General features: G+C 47.3%; 11 protein-coding genes, 14 tRNA genes and 1 pseudogene. 4 read left to right on the top strand and 22 right to left on the bottom strand.

The window, feature by feature from the left end; genetic code table 11:
• Positions 1-71: 71 nt before the first annotated feature.
• The 3 genes from ybeY to miaB all read right to left on the bottom strand — a co-directional run bounded on the left by ybeY (position 72) and on the right by miaB (position 3,126).
• Entirely contained in the window at positions 72-536 is a 465-nt protein-coding gene (ybeY, locus tag AB0763_RS09980) for an rRNA maturation RNase YbeY (RefSeq protein WP_306100830.1), read from the bottom strand.
• Entirely contained in the window at positions 536-1,636 is a 1,101-nt protein-coding gene (locus tag AB0763_RS09975; protein ID WP_306100831.1) for a PhoH family protein, read from the bottom strand. The genes ybeY and AB0763_RS09975 overlap by 1 nt, the downstream gene beginning before the upstream one ends.
• Positions 1,637-1,701: 65 nt before the next feature.
• Positions 1,702-3,126 carry a tRNA (N6-isopentenyl adenosine(37)-C2)-methylthiotransferase MiaB gene (gene miaB / locus AB0763_RS09970; protein ID WP_306100832.1) on the bottom strand — a complete coding sequence of 475 codons (1,425 nt, stop codon included), beginning with the start codon at positions 3,124-3,126 and terminating at the stop codon, positions 1,702-1,704.
• Positions 3,127-3,370: 244 nt separating this feature from the next.
• Between miaB and AB0763_RS09965 the strand changes: the two genes are divergently transcribed.
• Positions 3,371-4,525, top strand: a complete 1,155-nt coding sequence (locus AB0763_RS09965; protein WP_306100833.1) for a 2-octaprenyl-3-methyl-6-methoxy-1,4-benzoquinol hydroxylase — start codon at positions 3,371-3,373, stop codon at positions 4,523-4,525.
• Between the two features lie 335 nt (positions 4,526-4,860).
• Here AB0763_RS09965 and AB0763_RS09960 read toward each other — a convergent pair.
• The 19 genes and pseudogenes from AB0763_RS09960 to lolB all read right to left on the bottom strand — a co-directional run bounded on the left by AB0763_RS09960 (position 4,861) and on the right by lolB (position 11,170).
• Positions 4,861-4,945: transfer RNA gene (locus AB0763_RS09960), tRNA-Leu, on the bottom strand.
• Positions 4,946-4,994: 49 nt separating this feature from the next.
• Positions 4,995-5,069, bottom strand: a tRNA-Gln gene (locus tag AB0763_RS09955).
• Between the two features lie 22 nt (positions 5,070-5,091).
• Positions 5,092-5,168, bottom strand: a tRNA-Met gene (locus AB0763_RS09950).
• 14 nt (positions 5,169-5,182) lie between these two features.
• Positions 5,183-5,267 (bottom strand) — tRNA-Leu (locus tag AB0763_RS09945).
• A gap of 49 nt (positions 5,268-5,316) precedes the next feature.
• A tRNA-Gln gene (locus AB0763_RS09940) sits at positions 5,317-5,391 on the bottom strand.
• Between the two features lie 34 nt (positions 5,392-5,425).
• Positions 5,426-5,510 (bottom strand) — tRNA-Leu (locus tag AB0763_RS09935).
• A 49-nt stretch (positions 5,511-5,559) separates the two neighbouring features.
• Positions 5,560-5,634, bottom strand: a tRNA-Gln gene (locus AB0763_RS09930).
• A gap of 34 nt (positions 5,635-5,668) precedes the next feature.
• Positions 5,669-5,753, bottom strand: a tRNA-Leu gene (locus tag AB0763_RS09925).
• 50 nt (positions 5,754-5,803) lie between these two features.
• A tRNA-Gln gene (locus AB0763_RS09920) sits at positions 5,804-5,878 on the bottom strand.
• 32 nt (positions 5,879-5,910) lie between these two features.
• Positions 5,911-5,995 (bottom strand) — tRNA-Leu (locus AB0763_RS09915).
• 46 nt (positions 5,996-6,041) lie between these two features.
• Positions 6,042-6,118: transfer RNA gene (locus AB0763_RS09910), tRNA-Met, on the bottom strand.
• A gap of 79 nt (positions 6,119-6,197) precedes the next feature.
• Positions 6,198-6,272 (bottom strand) — tRNA-Gln (locus AB0763_RS09905).
• A gap of 27 nt (positions 6,273-6,299) precedes the next feature.
• Positions 6,300-6,384 (bottom strand) — tRNA-Leu (locus AB0763_RS09900).
• 38 nt (positions 6,385-6,422) lie between these two features.
• Positions 6,423-6,499, bottom strand: a tRNA-Met gene (locus tag AB0763_RS09895).
• Between the two features lie 265 nt (positions 6,500-6,764).
• Complete coding sequence (ychF, locus tag AB0763_RS09890; protein ID WP_306100834.1) at positions 6,765-7,856, bottom strand: redox-regulated ATPase YchF; 1,092 nt, start codon at positions 7,854-7,856, stop codon at positions 6,765-6,767.
• 10 nt (positions 7,857-7,866) lie between these two features.
• On the bottom strand, positions 7,867-8,457 hold the full coding sequence (pth, locus tag AB0763_RS09885; RefSeq protein WP_306100835.1) for an aminoacyl-tRNA hydrolase: 591 nt from the start codon (positions 8,455-8,457) through the stop codon (positions 7,867-7,869).
• Positions 8,458-8,594: 137 nt separating this feature from the next.
• Positions 8,595-9,542, bottom strand: a complete 948-nt coding sequence (locus AB0763_RS09880) for a ribose-phosphate pyrophosphokinase (RefSeq protein ID WP_306100857.1) — start codon at positions 9,540-9,542, stop codon at positions 8,595-8,597.
• A gap of 60 nt (positions 9,543-9,602) precedes the next feature.
• A pseudogene (gene ispE / locus AB0763_RS09875) lies at positions 9,603-10,448 on the bottom strand (4-(cytidine 5'-diphospho)-2-C-methyl-D-erythritol kinase); the annotation flags it as partial.
• Between the two features lie 107 nt (positions 10,449-10,555).
• Complete coding sequence (gene lolB / locus AB0763_RS09870; protein ID WP_306100836.1) at positions 10,556-11,170, bottom strand: lipoprotein insertase outer membrane protein LolB; 615 nt, start codon at positions 11,168-11,170, stop codon at positions 10,556-10,558.
• 150 nt (positions 11,171-11,320) lie between these two features.
• Here lolB and hemA point away from each other — a divergent pair, with 150 nt between their 5' ends.
• Genes hemA through prmC form a run of 3 tightly spaced genes read left to right on the top strand, consistent with a single transcriptional unit; the run spans position 11,321 to position 14,564 of the window.
• The gene (gene hemA / locus AB0763_RS09865) at positions 11,321-12,583 is read left to right on the top strand and encodes a glutamyl-tRNA reductase (protein ID WP_306100837.1); all 1,263 of its coding nucleotides are present in this window, start codon (positions 11,321-11,323) and stop codon (positions 12,581-12,583) included.
• A gap of 17 nt (positions 12,584-12,600) precedes the next feature.
• The gene (gene prfA / locus AB0763_RS09860) at positions 12,601-13,689 is read left to right on the top strand and encodes a peptide chain release factor 1 (RefSeq protein WP_306100858.1); all 1,089 of its coding nucleotides are present in this window, start codon (positions 12,601-12,603) and stop codon (positions 13,687-13,689) included.
• 17 nt (positions 13,690-13,706) lie between these two features.
• A complete protein-coding gene (gene prmC / locus AB0763_RS09855; protein WP_306100838.1) occupies positions 13,707-14,564 on the top strand; it encodes a peptide chain release factor N(5)-glutamine methyltransferase in 858 nt (285 codons plus the stop codon).
• Positions 14,565-14,569 lie beyond the last annotated feature (5 nt).

Below are 14,569 nucleotides of genomic sequence, written 5' to 3'. Positions count from 1 at the left end.
TGCGATAGCCCACATATAAAGGGCGATAGTCAAGTACAGCAAAAGCTCGCTGTACTTGCCCTTTCCAGTTGTTACTGTTTCTCAGCCGCATAGGGGTCATTAAACCCCAATTTTTGCATTATCTCAGTTTCAAGTGATTCCATTTCTTCGGCTTCACTGTCCTCGATATGATCATAACCTAGCAGATGCAAGCAGCCGTGTACAACCATATGCGCCCAATGCGCCGATAATGTTTTATTTTGCTCATTGGCTTCTCGCTCGACGACCTGTCGACAAATAATCAAGTCACCGAGCAAGTCAAGCTCGATCCCCGGTGGTGCTTCAAAGGGAAAGGACAAGACGTTGGTTGGTTTGTCTTTGCCGCGATAGTCCGCGTTGAGTTGCTGACTTTCCGTTTCGTCGACGAGGCGCACAGTAAGCTCAGCATGCGGTTGAAAAGCTTGAATTGCCTGTGATGCCCATCGATGAAAATCCGACTCATCAGGCAAACCTTGGTTGTCCTGACAAGCCATTTGAAGATCCAATTCCAAGTCCATTATGACTCTCCATGCGGCGCATTTTGCGCGGTAAGATCCGCTTTAGCCGTTGCCAGTAGTTGTGCTTCACGCTCTTGTCTGCGTTTTTGCTCAATGGCCTTGCGTTCTTTTTGATCTTTGACTTCCCACTTTTCATAGGCGTTGACGATGCGGGCAACCACAGGGTGGCGAACCACATCTTCTGCTTGGAAGAAATTAAATGAAATCTCATCGACGTCACTTAATACTTCGACCGCGTGGCGCAATCCAGAACGCGCTCCGCGAGGTAAGTCAATTTGTGTCACGTCACCGGTAATGACAGCGCGAGAATTAAAGCCAATCCGCGTTAAGAACATTTTCATTTGCTCGACGGTGGTGTTTTGACTTTCATCGAGAATAATAAAGGCGTCGTTTAACGTACGTCCGCGCATATAGGCTAGGGGCGCAATCTCGATAACATTGCGCTCGATGAGTTTTTCAACTCGTTCAAAACCGAGCATTTCAAACAATGCATCGTAGAGCGGGCGTAGGTACGGGTCGACTTTTTGACTGAGATCACCGGGTAAAAAACCGAGTTTTTCACCGGCTTCGACAGCTGGACGAGTGAGTAAGATACGACGAATTTCTTGACGTTCTAAGGCATCAACCGCCGCGGCAACCGCCAGGTAGGTTTTGCCAGTCCCTGCCGGACCGATACCAAAACTGATGTCATGAGTGACCATGTTCATCAAGTATTGAGCTTGATTTGGTGTTCTTGGCTTGATAATGCCTTTTTTGGTTTTGACAAAGACTTCTTTACCGTGAGCAATCGCCGATTCGGTATTTTGCTCCAGTACACCAGATTCTTTGATGGCGAGGTGCACTTGCTCAGGCTCAACATCGCTCAATTGGCCTTTGACTGGCGCCGTTTCAACATACAAGCGTTTGAGTATATCTAAGGCTGCGGCGGCGGTGTGTGCTTTACCAACGATAGTAAAGAAATTACCTCGGTGATTGATTTCTACCCCTAAACGACGTTCAAGTTGTTTGATATTGTCATCAAAGGGGCCGCAGAGGCTAGCTAGTCTACGGTTATCTGAAGGTTCTAAGTCGATTTCTAATGTGACGATTTTGTTGCTCAATGTTGCCTCTCAATTAGCCAAGTGTGGAGCCCGATTGAGACCGGGCTCCCAGCAGTTCAGTAAGCTTAAGGCGTAAATGTTGCTACCCCAAGTTCATCTTCGCGACGAGTGCGTTCCATCATTTGCGATGGAGAAACAACGACGCGCAAGTCCATATCTTTTTCGGTGCGCAGCAGTTCACCGCGCAGAGAGTTAGGGAAAACGTCGACAATCTTCACGTCGACAAATTGACCGATCAGCTCTGCCGGGCCCTCAAAATTGACTACGCGGTTGTTCTCTGTACGGCCGCGCAATTCCATCAAGTTTTTCTTCGATGGCCCTTCAACTAAGATACGTTGCTCTGTGTTCATCATCAAGCGTGAGTAACGCATTGCTTGTTGGTTAATGGTTTGTTGTAACTCATACAGGCGTTCTTTCTTGGTTTGTTCGCTCAAGTCGCACGGGTAATCCGCTGCGGGTGTACCAGGACGCGCTGAGAAGATAAAGCTAAAGCTCATATCAAAGTCAACATCGCGAATCAGTTTCATCGTATCCTGGAAATCCTTATCCGATTCACCAGGGAAGCCGACAATAAAGTCAGAGCTGATTTGAATATCAGGACGTGCTTTGCGCAGTTTGCGTATGATCGATTTGTACTCAAGGCCTGTGTGTGGGCGCTTCATCATCGTCAAAATACGATCTGAGCCGCTTTGTACCGGTAGGTGCAAGAAGCTAACTAATTCTGGCGTATCTTCGTAAACGGCGATAATGTCGTCGGTAAACTCAAGGGGGTGGCTGGTGGTAAAGCGAATGCGATCGATACCATCGATAGACGCGACTAAGCGCAATAGCTCTGCAAATGAGCAAATCTCACCATCGTGAGTTGGGCCGCGATAAGCGTTGACGTTTTGGCCCAGTAAGTTCACTTCGCGAACCCCTTGTTCTGCGAGTTGAGCAATTTCGAACAGCACATCATCCATCGGGCGGCTAACTTCTTCACCACGAGTGTAAGGTACCACGCAATAAGTACAGTATTTAGAGCAGCCTTCCATAATCGAAACAAAGGCCGTCGCGCCTTCAGCACGCGGTTCTGGTAGACGGTCAAACTTTTCGATTTCTGGGAAAGAGATGTCCATAACCGGAGCCGAATCACTTTGTGATTGTTTGATCATTTCTGGTAGGCGGTGCAAGGTTTGCGGGCCAAAAATGACGTCGACATACGGGGCGCGATCGCGAATGTGATCGCCTTCTTGAGTTGCAACACAGCCACCCACACCAATGACGACATTGGGTTTCTTGTCTTTTAATGTTTTCCAACGGCCCAATTGGTGGAAAACTTTCTCTTGAGCTTTTTCACGAATTGAACAGGTGTTAAGTAATAATACGTCTGCTTCCTCAGGCTCTTCTGTTAGCTCGTAACCATTTGAAGCATTAAGCAAGTCAGCCATTTTGGATGAATCGTATTCGTTCATCTGGCAGCCCCAGGTTTTTATTAGCAGTTTCTTACTCATCTCACTTTCGCTCGTTCAGTTGTTTGTTACAGATAGTGAAGCTTGCGCTTCAAGTATAGCTGCTCATATTGCAGTAAGCCGCGTATTGTACTGCTTTCAAAACCGACTGACCAGTATTGTGTGAAATAGACGCGATTGTTCTGTTTGTCAAATGTGATTGACAATAAACTTGATCGGCTGATGGTGCGATTTTAGGTGAGAAGACGTACAATATCACTAAAGAGTCAACAGAGTAAAACATACGATGGATCAATACGATATAGCCGTCATCGGCGGTGGAATGACTGGGGCTGCCATGGCGTTAGGGCTAGCGAAGCAGGGAATGTCCGTAGCGCTGGTCGAAAACACCCAGCCTCAGACTTATGACATGCAGCAAGAGATGGATCTGCGCGTATCGGCTATTTCATTGCGCTCCGTCGCTTTACTGAAACAATTGGGCGCTTGGTCGTATATTGAGAGCCGGCGCCTGTGTCCATATCGTCGGCTGGAAACGTGGGAGTCACCTAGGTGTCGAACTCGTTTTAGCAGCGATGATATTGGTGAGCCTCAATTGGGGTACATGGTGGAAAATACGTTGATTCAAGACGGGCTGTGGCAGCAATTTGACCAATACCCTAATTTGACTGTGTTCTGCCCCGATCAGTTAGCGACTCTGTCTTATCACGATAATCACGCTGACATTGGTTTAACCTCCGGTCAATCGCTTCGCGCCTCTTGGGTTGTCGGCGCCGATGGAGCGCACTCTAAAGTCCGGCAGTGGTCTCACATCGGCAGCACCGATTGGGATTATCGCCAGCGATGCATGCTGATCCATGTCACCACCGAATTACCGCAACAAGACATCACTTGGCAGCAATTTACCCCCAATGGGCCGCGTTCTTTTTTGCCTTTGCCTGGTCAGCAAGCTTCGCTTGTGTGGTATGACAGCCCGGAGCGAATTCAGCAATTGTGCTCGATGAGTGGCAGCGCTTTACAGCGAGAAATCTGCGCTGAATTTCCCGACGAACTCGGTGAGGTCACGGTTATCAAATGGGGGGCGTTTCCGTTAACGCGACGTCATGCTCAGCGCTATTGGCGACATCGAGCGGTTCTGGTTGGCGATTCCGCCCATACGATTAACCCCTTAGCAGGACAAGGCGTTAATTTGGGCTTTAAAGATGTTGAGGTTTTGTTGTCACTGTGCGAACCACAGGGAATGACAGCGCAGTGCTTACAACAATATCAAGCGCGTCGGCGACCGGATAATATGGTGATGCAAACGGGTATGGATGTCTTTTATACCTTGTTTAGCAATACGCTTTCGCCATTAAAATTATTGAGAAATTCCCTGTTACTCGCGGCCGATCATTCAGGGCCGGTAAAAAGTAAAGTGTTAAGGTATGCGATTGGTTTAGATTGAGGCGCGGGTAAAGTGCGATGTTAATTGATTCAATCGGTTACCTCTACTTTGCGTGAGTTTGTTGGGCCGTGAGAGGGAATGAAATATACCAATCTGATTGAGTATGTAGTCAAGGATGACGCAGAAAAAAATGAGAACAAGGCAACCTATTTGCTTATAAATACAAGACAGTGAGTCGGTGTTCTACAAGTTATTTTTTAACTCGCTAGGGTGGCCAGCTATTTCGTTAGATTGGTATAAGGCAAGCGAATCGACTATCGCTCGCTTGTCGCTTAAATGGTTGTATTTCAGAAAAGGCAGGCGAAAAAAAACCAGCATCAGCTGGTTTTTTTATATGGTGCGGAAGGAGAGACTTGAACTCTCACACCTTGCGGCGCCAGAACCTAAATCTGGTGCGTCTACCAATTCCGCCACTTCCGCATGTTTTTTAGTTACTGTATTGTAGCGAAATACAATAACGTTGTAAAAATGGCAGGGCTACCTGGATTCGAACCAGGGAATGGCGGCATCAAAAGCCGCTGCCTTACCGCTTGGCGATAGCCCTACATTGCTGTTAAGCAAATTAATGGTGGCTACGACGGGATTCGAACCTGTGACCCCATCATTATGAGTGATGTGCTCTAACCAACTGAGCTACGTAGCCAACCTAAAAAAGTATGGTGCGGAAGGAGAGACTTGAACTCTCACACCTTGCGGCGCCAGAACCTAAATCTGGTGCGTCTACCAATTCCGCCACTTCCGCATCATTTGTAGTTACTGTTTTGTAGCGAAAAACAATAACGTTGTAAAAATGGCAGGGCTACCTGGATTCGAACCAGGGAATGGCGGCATCAAAAGCCGCTGCCTTACCGCTTGGCGATAGCCCTACACAGCGCTAACTTTCGTTAGACTTAAAAAGTATGGTGCGGAAGGAGAGACTTGAACTCTCACACCTTGCGGCGCCAGAACCTAAATCTGGTGCGTCTACCAATTCCGCCACTTCCGCATCATTTGTAGTTACTGTTTTGTAGCGAAAAACAATAACGTTGTGATAATGGCAGGGCTACCTGGATTCGAACCAGGGAATGGCGGCATCAAAAGCCGCTGCCTTACCGCTTGGCGATAGCCCTACACAGCGCTAACTTTCGTTAGACTTAAAAAGTATGGTGCGGAAGGAGAGACTTGAACTCTCACACCTTGCGGCGCCAGAACCTAAATCTGGTGCGTCTACCAATTCCGCCACTTCCGCATCATTTGTAGTTACCGTTTTGTAGCGAAAAACAATAACGTTGTAAAAAATGGCAGGGCTACCTGGATTCGAACCAGGGAATGGCGGCATCAAAAGCCGCTGCCTTACCGCTTGGCGATAGCCCTACACAGCGCTAACTTTCGTTAGTCTTAAAACATGGTGCGGAAGGAGAGACTTGAACTCTCACACCTTGCGGCGCCAGAACCTAAATCTGGTGCGTCTACCAATTCCGCCACTTCCGCATGTTTTTACGTTGCTCATCAATATTTTGATCAGAAACGATTGTAATGGTGGCTACGACGGGATTCGAACCTGTGACCCCATCATTATGAGTGATGTGCTCTAACCAACTGAGCTACGTAGCCAACTTTGAGCGAGATAATATAGCGATTCTCTCACTGAGTGACAACCACTTTTTCAAGTTATTGTTCACTTTAAATAAAATGGCAGGGCTACCTGGATTCGAACCAGGGAATGGCGGCATCAAAAGCCGCTGCCTTACCGCTTGGCGATAGCCCTACAGCGTTAACTTTCGTTAACTCAATATGGTGCGGAAGGAGAGACTTGAACTCTCACACCTTGCGGCGCCAGAACCTAAATCTGGTGCGTCTACCAATTCCGCCACTTCCGCATATTTCCTAAATACTTTGAAATAAAGCATTTAGGAAATGGTGGCTACGACGGGATTCGAACCTGTGACCCCATCATTATGAGTGATGTGCTCTAACCAACTGAGCTACGTAGCCATTTTTACTTCCTTTTGAAACCTTGCCGTCTCGCTGGGAACGGAGCGCATTATGCGGATATGAGTGCAAAGCGTCAATAGTTTTTTTAGATAAATTTAGATAAATCGACCGTTCGGTTTCTTTTTGTACAAAGGGGCGTGTTTGTGATCAAAAACTGGTGTTATTGTGGCTGGTGTGGGAATGGTTAATTGCAGGTTACTGAAATTGAAATAGAAAAAAGCCAGTCCCGAGACTGGCTTTTACAATTCATGCCGAAGAAGAAAAATTAAACGTTAAAACGGAAGTGAACCACATCGCCGTCTTTGACAATGTACTCTTTACCTTCTAAGCGCCATTTGCCGGCTTCTTTTGCACCACTTTCGCCATTGAACTGAATGAAATCGTCGTAGCCGACAACTTCAGCTCGGATAAAGCCTTTTTCGAAGTCAGTGTGGATTTTCCCTGCGGCGTTCGGTGCTGTTGCACCAACCGGGATAGTCCAAGCACGGACTTCTTTGACACCAGCGGTGAAATAAGTGTGTAAATTAAGCAGTTCATAACCCGCGCGAATCACGCGATTGAGCCCTGGCTCTTCAATGCCGAGATCCGCTAAGAATTCTTCTCTTTCATCGTCTTCAAGTTCAGCCATTTCTGATTCAATGGCTGCACAGACAGGAACAACAACATTGTTTTCTTTGGCGGCAAACTCACGTACTGCATCAAGATACGGGTTATCGTCAAAACCGTCTTCATTGACATTGGCAATGTACATGGTCGGTTTTAGAGTTAAGAAATTAAGGTAATGAATCGCAGCAAGTTCTTCTTTGGTTAGCTCAACAGTGCGAGCAGAACCACCTTCAGTCAGAACGGGAAGTAGTTTTTCAAGAACGCTGATCTCAAATTTTGCGTCTTTGTCACCACCTTTGGCTTTTTTGGCTTGGCGTTGCATCGCGCGCTCGCAGCTGTCCAAGTCCGCTAGAGCCAACTCGAGGTTGATCACTTCGATATCTTCGATAGGTGAAACTTTGCCCGCAACGTGAACGATATTGTCGTTCTCAAAACAGCGAACAACATGGCCAATGGCATCGGTTTCACGAATGTTGGCCAAAAATTTGTTGCCCAGACCTTCGCCGCGTGATGCGCCTGCTACCAAACCCGCAATGTCGACAAACTCCATGGTTGTCGGTATGACTTTCTGTGGGTTAACGATATTGGCCAGTGCGTCCAATCGCAGATCGGGCACAGGTACGACCCCTGTGTTTGGCTCAATAGTACAAAAAGGGAAATTAGCAGCTTCGATACCTGCTTTGGTCAGTGCATTAAAAAGTGTTGATTTACCTACGTTGGGTAGGCCAACAATCCCACATTTAAAACCCATGATATAAACCTTATTCAGCTTTGAACGTATGCAAGCGATTTTGCGCTTTTTCTAGTCCATCTTTTATTAAAATATCAAGACAGCGAACCGCTTCATCAACGGCTGCGTCAATACATTCTTGTTCTTTAGTCGGTGCTTTGCCAAGAACATACCCCGCGACTTTATCTTTGTGGCCAGGATGACCAATGCCAAGGCGCAATCGGTAAAATTCTTTGTTATTTGCCAGTTTACTAATTGTATCACGCAATCCATTGTGACCGCCGTGTCCACCGCCTTTCTTAAACTTAGCAACGCCTGGAGGAAGGTCGAGCTCATCGTGAGCAATCATGATTTCCTCTGGCTTGATTTGATAAAAATTCGCTAAAGCGGCAATCGATTTCCCAGACAAGTTCATGTATGTCGTTGGGATTAACAGTCTCAGATCGCCCCCGTTAAGAGAAATTCGCCCTGTCAAACCAAAAAATTTACTTTCTTCTTTTAATGGGCTGCCATGAACACGAGCGAGCTCTTCCACTACCCAAGCTCCCGCGTTGTGACGGGTTCTTTGGTATTCGAGACCCGGGTTTGCCAGCCCGACCAATAGTTTTATTGAATGACTCAAGAAAAGCTCCCTATCGAATTTTTAAAAGCGCCGTATCATAGCATAGAACAATCGAATCGTGCGAGGCAGTGGGATAAACAAAAAAGCCACTTCGCATGAAGTGGCTTTTTTCAATCCAATTGGTGCGTGGAAGCAAATTATTGGTTGAACATGGCTGAGATTGACTCTTCATTACTAATGCGGCGAATCGCTTCAGCCAACATAGTTGAAAGTGTTAATTGAGTGACTTTCCCCGTTGCTGCCATTTTGGGCGACAGGGTGATCGAGTCAGTAATAATCACTTGGTCAAGCACAGAGCCACCGAGAATTTCTGCGGCGTTGCCAGAGAAAACCGCGTGGGTTGCATAAGCAAACACGCGTTTTGCTCCGCGGTTTTTTAATGCTTCAGCGGCTTTACATAAAGTACCACCTGTGTCGATCATATCATCAACAATGACACAATCGCGGTCTTTAACGTCACCGATAAGATGCATGACTTCAGAGACATTTGCGCGTGGGCGGCGTTTGTCGACAATCGCAATGTCGACGTCCCCCAAGGCTTTTGCCGTTGCACGAGCACGTACCACGCCACCGAGATCGGGGGATACAACCACAGGATCTTCTAGATCACGTGCTTTCATGTCTTCAAGTAGCACGGGCGTACCGAAGATGTTGTCTACTGGTACATCAAAGAACCCTTGAATTTGCTCTGCGTGAAGGTCGATGGTTAAAACGCGGTCAACTCCGACGTTGGAAAGGAAATCGGCAACAACTTTTGCTGTGATTGGCACACGGGCAGAGCGCACACGGCGGTCTTGACGAGCGTAGCCAAAGTAAGGGATTACCGCAGTGATACGGCCTGCAGAAGCACGGCGCATCGCGTCAATCATAACAACCAATTCCATGAGGTTGTCGTTAGTGGGTGCACAGGTAGATTGAATGATAAAGACATCACTACCACGGACATTTTCGTTGATTTGTACAGCGACTTCGCCATCAGAAAAGCGCGAAACCGTTGCATCACCAAGGGAAATGTAAAGACGATCTGCAATACGTTGGGCTAGTTCGGGTGTGGCATTACCAGCAAATAGCTTCATATCAGGCACGGTGGAAACCTCAGGGTTGCGTCCAGTTTTTAAATGGGTTGGGGGGGCAAATTGTTTTTGATAATTCGCCAATGTTTCTTTGAGTGGCGAGATATTGCATCCTTTAGCAACAAAAGCCGAAACATTATCATTGAGGGCATTATACACGGTTTGGGCGTTAATTCGCGATGAAAATTCACCGAACACGCAAGAGCCGGTACCCGTCAATCTTGACGGCGCGTATTGTAGCAGCCAAGAAAGTTGCTTATCAACCTCTGGATAAAGCAATCGCACAATTTTTTCGCAATCGTTTTCGTATTCTCGATTGAGCAATGCGGCCAGGGAACGCTTGGGTGTATCACGAGTTAATTCGCGATGCGTAAAAATATCGACAGTAGCGATACTGACATCAGGCTTGATGACGAGGTAATGATGTTCTTGGGGTTCTGCTGCCGTCAGTTTTTCCCCGACGCCTTCGGCAAAGGCGGCATGGCCTTTGACAAAAACCGGAACATCCGCGCCTAGAGACAAACCAATTTCAGCGAGTTCGTCATCACTGAGGTTGAGTTGCCATAAAAAGTTGAGTGCGACCAATGCCGTTGCCGCATTAGAGGAGCCGCCGCCAATCCCTCCTCCCATGGGTAAGACTTTATCAATATGGATATGAGCACCATAAGGGCAGCCCGTGTGTTTTTTTAGGGCCATCGCGGCGCGCCAGATTAAGTTATCTACGGTTTTCACTCCCGGTAACTCTGGACTTAGGGTGATCGACTGACGATGGTTGGCGGTGATCGTCATGGTGTCACCGTAGTCGAGAAATTGAAACAACGTCTGCAACTCGTGATACCCGTTGTCCTGTTGGCCGTTGATATAGAGAAATAAGTTGAGTTTAGCCGGGGACGGCCACACCGTTGTGTCACTGATCATTGCGTTGTTATTGAGGCTATCGACTTTACTGGCGGGCGCCTTGCTTTCACACAGTGCGCCGCTTTTATTACTCATGCTGTTTTGGGTGATGATAGGGGAGGTGCGGATCATGGCAGTAGGGTCCACTGATTGACCTGTAGGTTGATTTTGATCTCACCTTGTAAGATCGTCAAGCGACTGGGTAAAGGCAAGGTAAACTCAGGGCCATTCACGTCGGTGTATAGCTGATATTTTGCCTGCCATGGCTGCGATGTCGATTGAGTGGCTAAGGTGGCCAGAGTATTTTGTGAGTTAAGAGTGAACGACTCATCGCCTTGAGGTAAGCCGAGCAGCCAATGTGGTAAGGAAGACACGGGAATGTTTAAACCGGTCATTTGCCACATCAACTGATCGACGTCTTTGGCGCGATGCTGGTTTCCATCGTAATCAATTAAGGTGGCTTGCTCAGGCGTGATGGTCAGTTTCATCACCGTTTGCCCTAAAAACGTCGTTAGCCTCAGCTGACTTTGTTGTGGCTGATGCTGCCAGAAAAAATTCAAATTTTGTCGCTCTTCGGGTGAGATATAGCCTAGTTTACCGGCGACTTTAAAGTGTTTAATGGTGTTGAGGCGTTGTTGATGTTGTTGCCATTCAACACTGGTGTGAGTACTGGGAAGCGTGCTACAACCGGCGATCAAGACGATGAGTGCGGTGCAAAGCCAAAGCGAAATTGGTTTAGTCACAAGTATCCATTTTTCTAAGCAGGAGATGGCTCGAATTATACCATTGATAAGTATTCTGATGAAAACAAATCGCTTCCCCTTTTAAACCGGGTCAGCTTCAAGTAAAATTCCTGACCTTATTCTCATTGTTCACAGAGAACCATCACTCAAATGTCCTTGCTTGCTATCGGAATTAATCACAATACTGCGACGGTTGAGCTGCGTGAAAAAGTGGCGTTTGGTCCAGAAAAATTACCTCTCGCACTCAATCAACTCAGTCAACACGACTCGGTGCACGGCAGTGTGATTGTTTCGACTTGTAACCGCACGGAGCTTTACTGTGATGTGAACAGTGGGGACAGAAATAAGTTGATTGATTGGTTGATTGACTTTCACCAAGTGCCCCCAGAAGAACTTAAACCCAGTTTGTATATTCACGAAGAGCAGGCGGCCATTAAGCACTTGATGCGTGTGTCGTGTGGTCTCGATTCTCTTGTACTGGGTGAGCCGCAAATACTCGGTCAGGTTAAACAAGCTTATTCCGATGCCAAATCGCTACAAGCTGTTGATATGGCGACCGATAAGTTGTTTCAAAAAGCTTTTTCCGTTGCCAAGCGAGTGCGGACCGAAACCGATATTGGTGGTAATGCGGTGTCGGTGGCTTATGCGGCATGCACACTGGCAAAGCACATTTTTGAGTCATTACAAAAAACCACCGTCTTGCTCGTTGGGGCAGGTGAAACCATAGAACTGGTTGCCAAACACTTAGACAGTAATGGCTGCGGTCAAATGATCGTCGCTAACCGAACCCGTGAACGCGCAATGGGACTGGCGAATGAGTTTGGCGCTGAAGTCATTAGCTTGAGCGATATTCCCGACCACCTGCACCGAGCCGATATTGTGATCAGCTCAACGGCCAGTCCTTTGCCGATCATTGGTAAAGGCATGATGGAAAGTGCGCTAAAACGGCGTAAACATCAGCCTGTCCTCGTGGTCGATATTGCGGTGCCCCGTGATGTTGAAGCACAAGTCGGTGATCTGTCGGACGTGTATTTGTATTCAGTCGATGATTTACAAAGTATTATCGATCAGAACATTGAGCAGCGAAAAATGGCCGCCATCCAAGCAGAAGCCATTGTCAGTGAAGAGAGTGCTGCTTTTATGACTTGGATGCGCTCTTTACAAGCAGTGGACAGTATTCGCGAGTTCCGCCAATCTGCCAATCTGATCAGAGAAGAATTATTGGCCAAGAGTTTGCAGTCATTGGCGGCTGGTATGGATGCGGAAAAAGTACTTAATGAGCTGAGCAACAAGCTGACCAATAAATTGATCCACGCGCCGACTCGCGCTTTGCAAGACGCAGCAGAGCAAGGGGATCCTAATAAGTTATCGATCATTCGCCAAAGTATTGGCTTGGATGATCTTAAATCATAAAGAAAAAGAAAATCATGATGAAACCCTCGATTATCACCAAATTAGAAACTTTGGTTGAACGTTACGAAGAAGTGCAGCACTTACTGGGCGACCCAGATGTGATTGGCGATCAAGATCGCTTTAGATCATTGTCAAAAGAGTACTCTCAGCTCGAAGAAGTCACTCAGTGCTTTCAAAAATATCAGCAGGCACAAGACGATTTGGCGGCGGCACAAGACATGGCCAATGAAGATGATGAAGAGATGCGCGCTATGGCCCAAGATGAAATTCAAATGGCCAAAGAAAGCATGGAATCGTTAAGCGACGAATTGCAGATTCTGTTACTGCCAAAAGATCCCAACGATGACCGTAACTGCTTTTTGGAAATTCGCGCCGGTGCTGGCGGCGATGAAGCGGGTATTTTTGCTGGTGACTTGTTCCGTATGTACAGTAAATATGCCGAGAAAAAAGGCTGGAGAATCGAAATTATGTCGGCGAATGAGGCCGAACATGGTGGTTATAAAGAGATGATCGCCAAAATCGCTGGTGAAGGCGTTTATGGCGAACTTAAATTTGAGTCCGGTGGGCATCGAGTGCAACGAGTTCCAGCAACGGAATCCCAAGGTCGTGTGCATACATCGGCTTGTACTGTGGCTATTTTACCTGAAATTCCTGAAGCGGAAGTGCCGGAATTAAAAGCTGGCGATTTGAAAATTGATACTTTCCGCGCATCGGGCGCAGGCGGTCAGCACGTCAACACCACAGATTCTGCAATTCGTATTACTCACTTGCCAACCGGTACGGTTGTTGAGTGTCAGGATGAACGCTCTCAGCATAAAAACAAAGCAAAAGCGATGGCGGTATTGGCAGCGAGAATTGCACAAGCTGAAGAAGCCAAACGCGCTGCCGAAGAGTCTGATACTCGTCGTAATCTGCTGGGTTCTGGGGATCGCAGCGATCGTATCCGTACCTATAATTATCCCCAAGGTCGTGTTTCCGATCACCGTATTAACCTGACGCTTTACCGTTTGTCAGAGGTCATGGAAGGGGATGTGTATTCGTTGATCGGCCCAGTAATACAAGAGCATCAAGCGGATCAGTTAGCCGCTTTAGCGGGCGATAATTAAAACAACTGATGACAGCTATGACTGATGAGATCACGGTTGAGTCCTGGTTGGCTAAGGCACGCGAGCAGTTGCATTGCCATGGCATTGCTTCTGCATCGCTCGATGCGGCGGTATTGCTGTGCCATGCATTGCAAAAACCGCGCAGTTATTTGTTTACTTGGCCAGATAAAGCCTTAACCGAGCCAGAATATATTCAAGCACAAGCCTTGCTTACCCGGCGACTGGCTGGGGAGCCCATCGCTTATATTGTCGGGCTTCGAGAGTTTTGGTCTTTGCCGTTAAAAGTATCGCCGACCACCTTAATCCCGAGGCCAGATACGGAAAAGCTAGTCGAAGTGGCTTTAAGTGTGATCAAAAATGGTGCGCTATCAGGGCCCGTTTTGGATTTGGGTACCGGTACTGGCGCCATTGCCTTAGCCATTGCCAGTGAATGCCCATCACTTAGTGTCACTGGGGTGGATGTTCGCCCTGAGGCAGTGGAACTCGCCCAGCAAAATGGTTTGGCACTGTCGATCCATAATGCTCAGTTTTGCACGAGCCATTGGTTTTCTGAGCTTACTGGAAAAAAGTTTGCTCTGATTGTGTCTAACCCGCCTTATATCGACGAAAATGACCCGCATTTATCTCAGGGAGACGTTCGCTTTGAACCCCTGAGTGCTTTAGTTGCCAAAGATCAGGGCATGGCGGACATTAAACACATTATTTCGGCGGCGAAGCCATTTTTATTGCCTGGTGGTGGGGTGGTGTTTGAACACGGGTTCGAACAAGGGAAATTGGTGCGCGATTTCTTTTTGAATCAAGGCTATACTGATGTCGAAACGATTCAAGATGACGCAGGCCTAGATCGGGTCACTATTGGCTTTTTGGCCCCATAATTTAT

The organism is Vibrio sp. HB236076 (assembly GCF_040957575.1).
Classification (GTDB): Bacteria; Pseudomonadota; Gammaproteobacteria; order Enterobacterales; family Vibrionaceae; genus Vibrio.
Note: the sequence above shows the minus strand (reverse complement) of the source record. Positions and strands in the feature narration are given on the sequence as shown.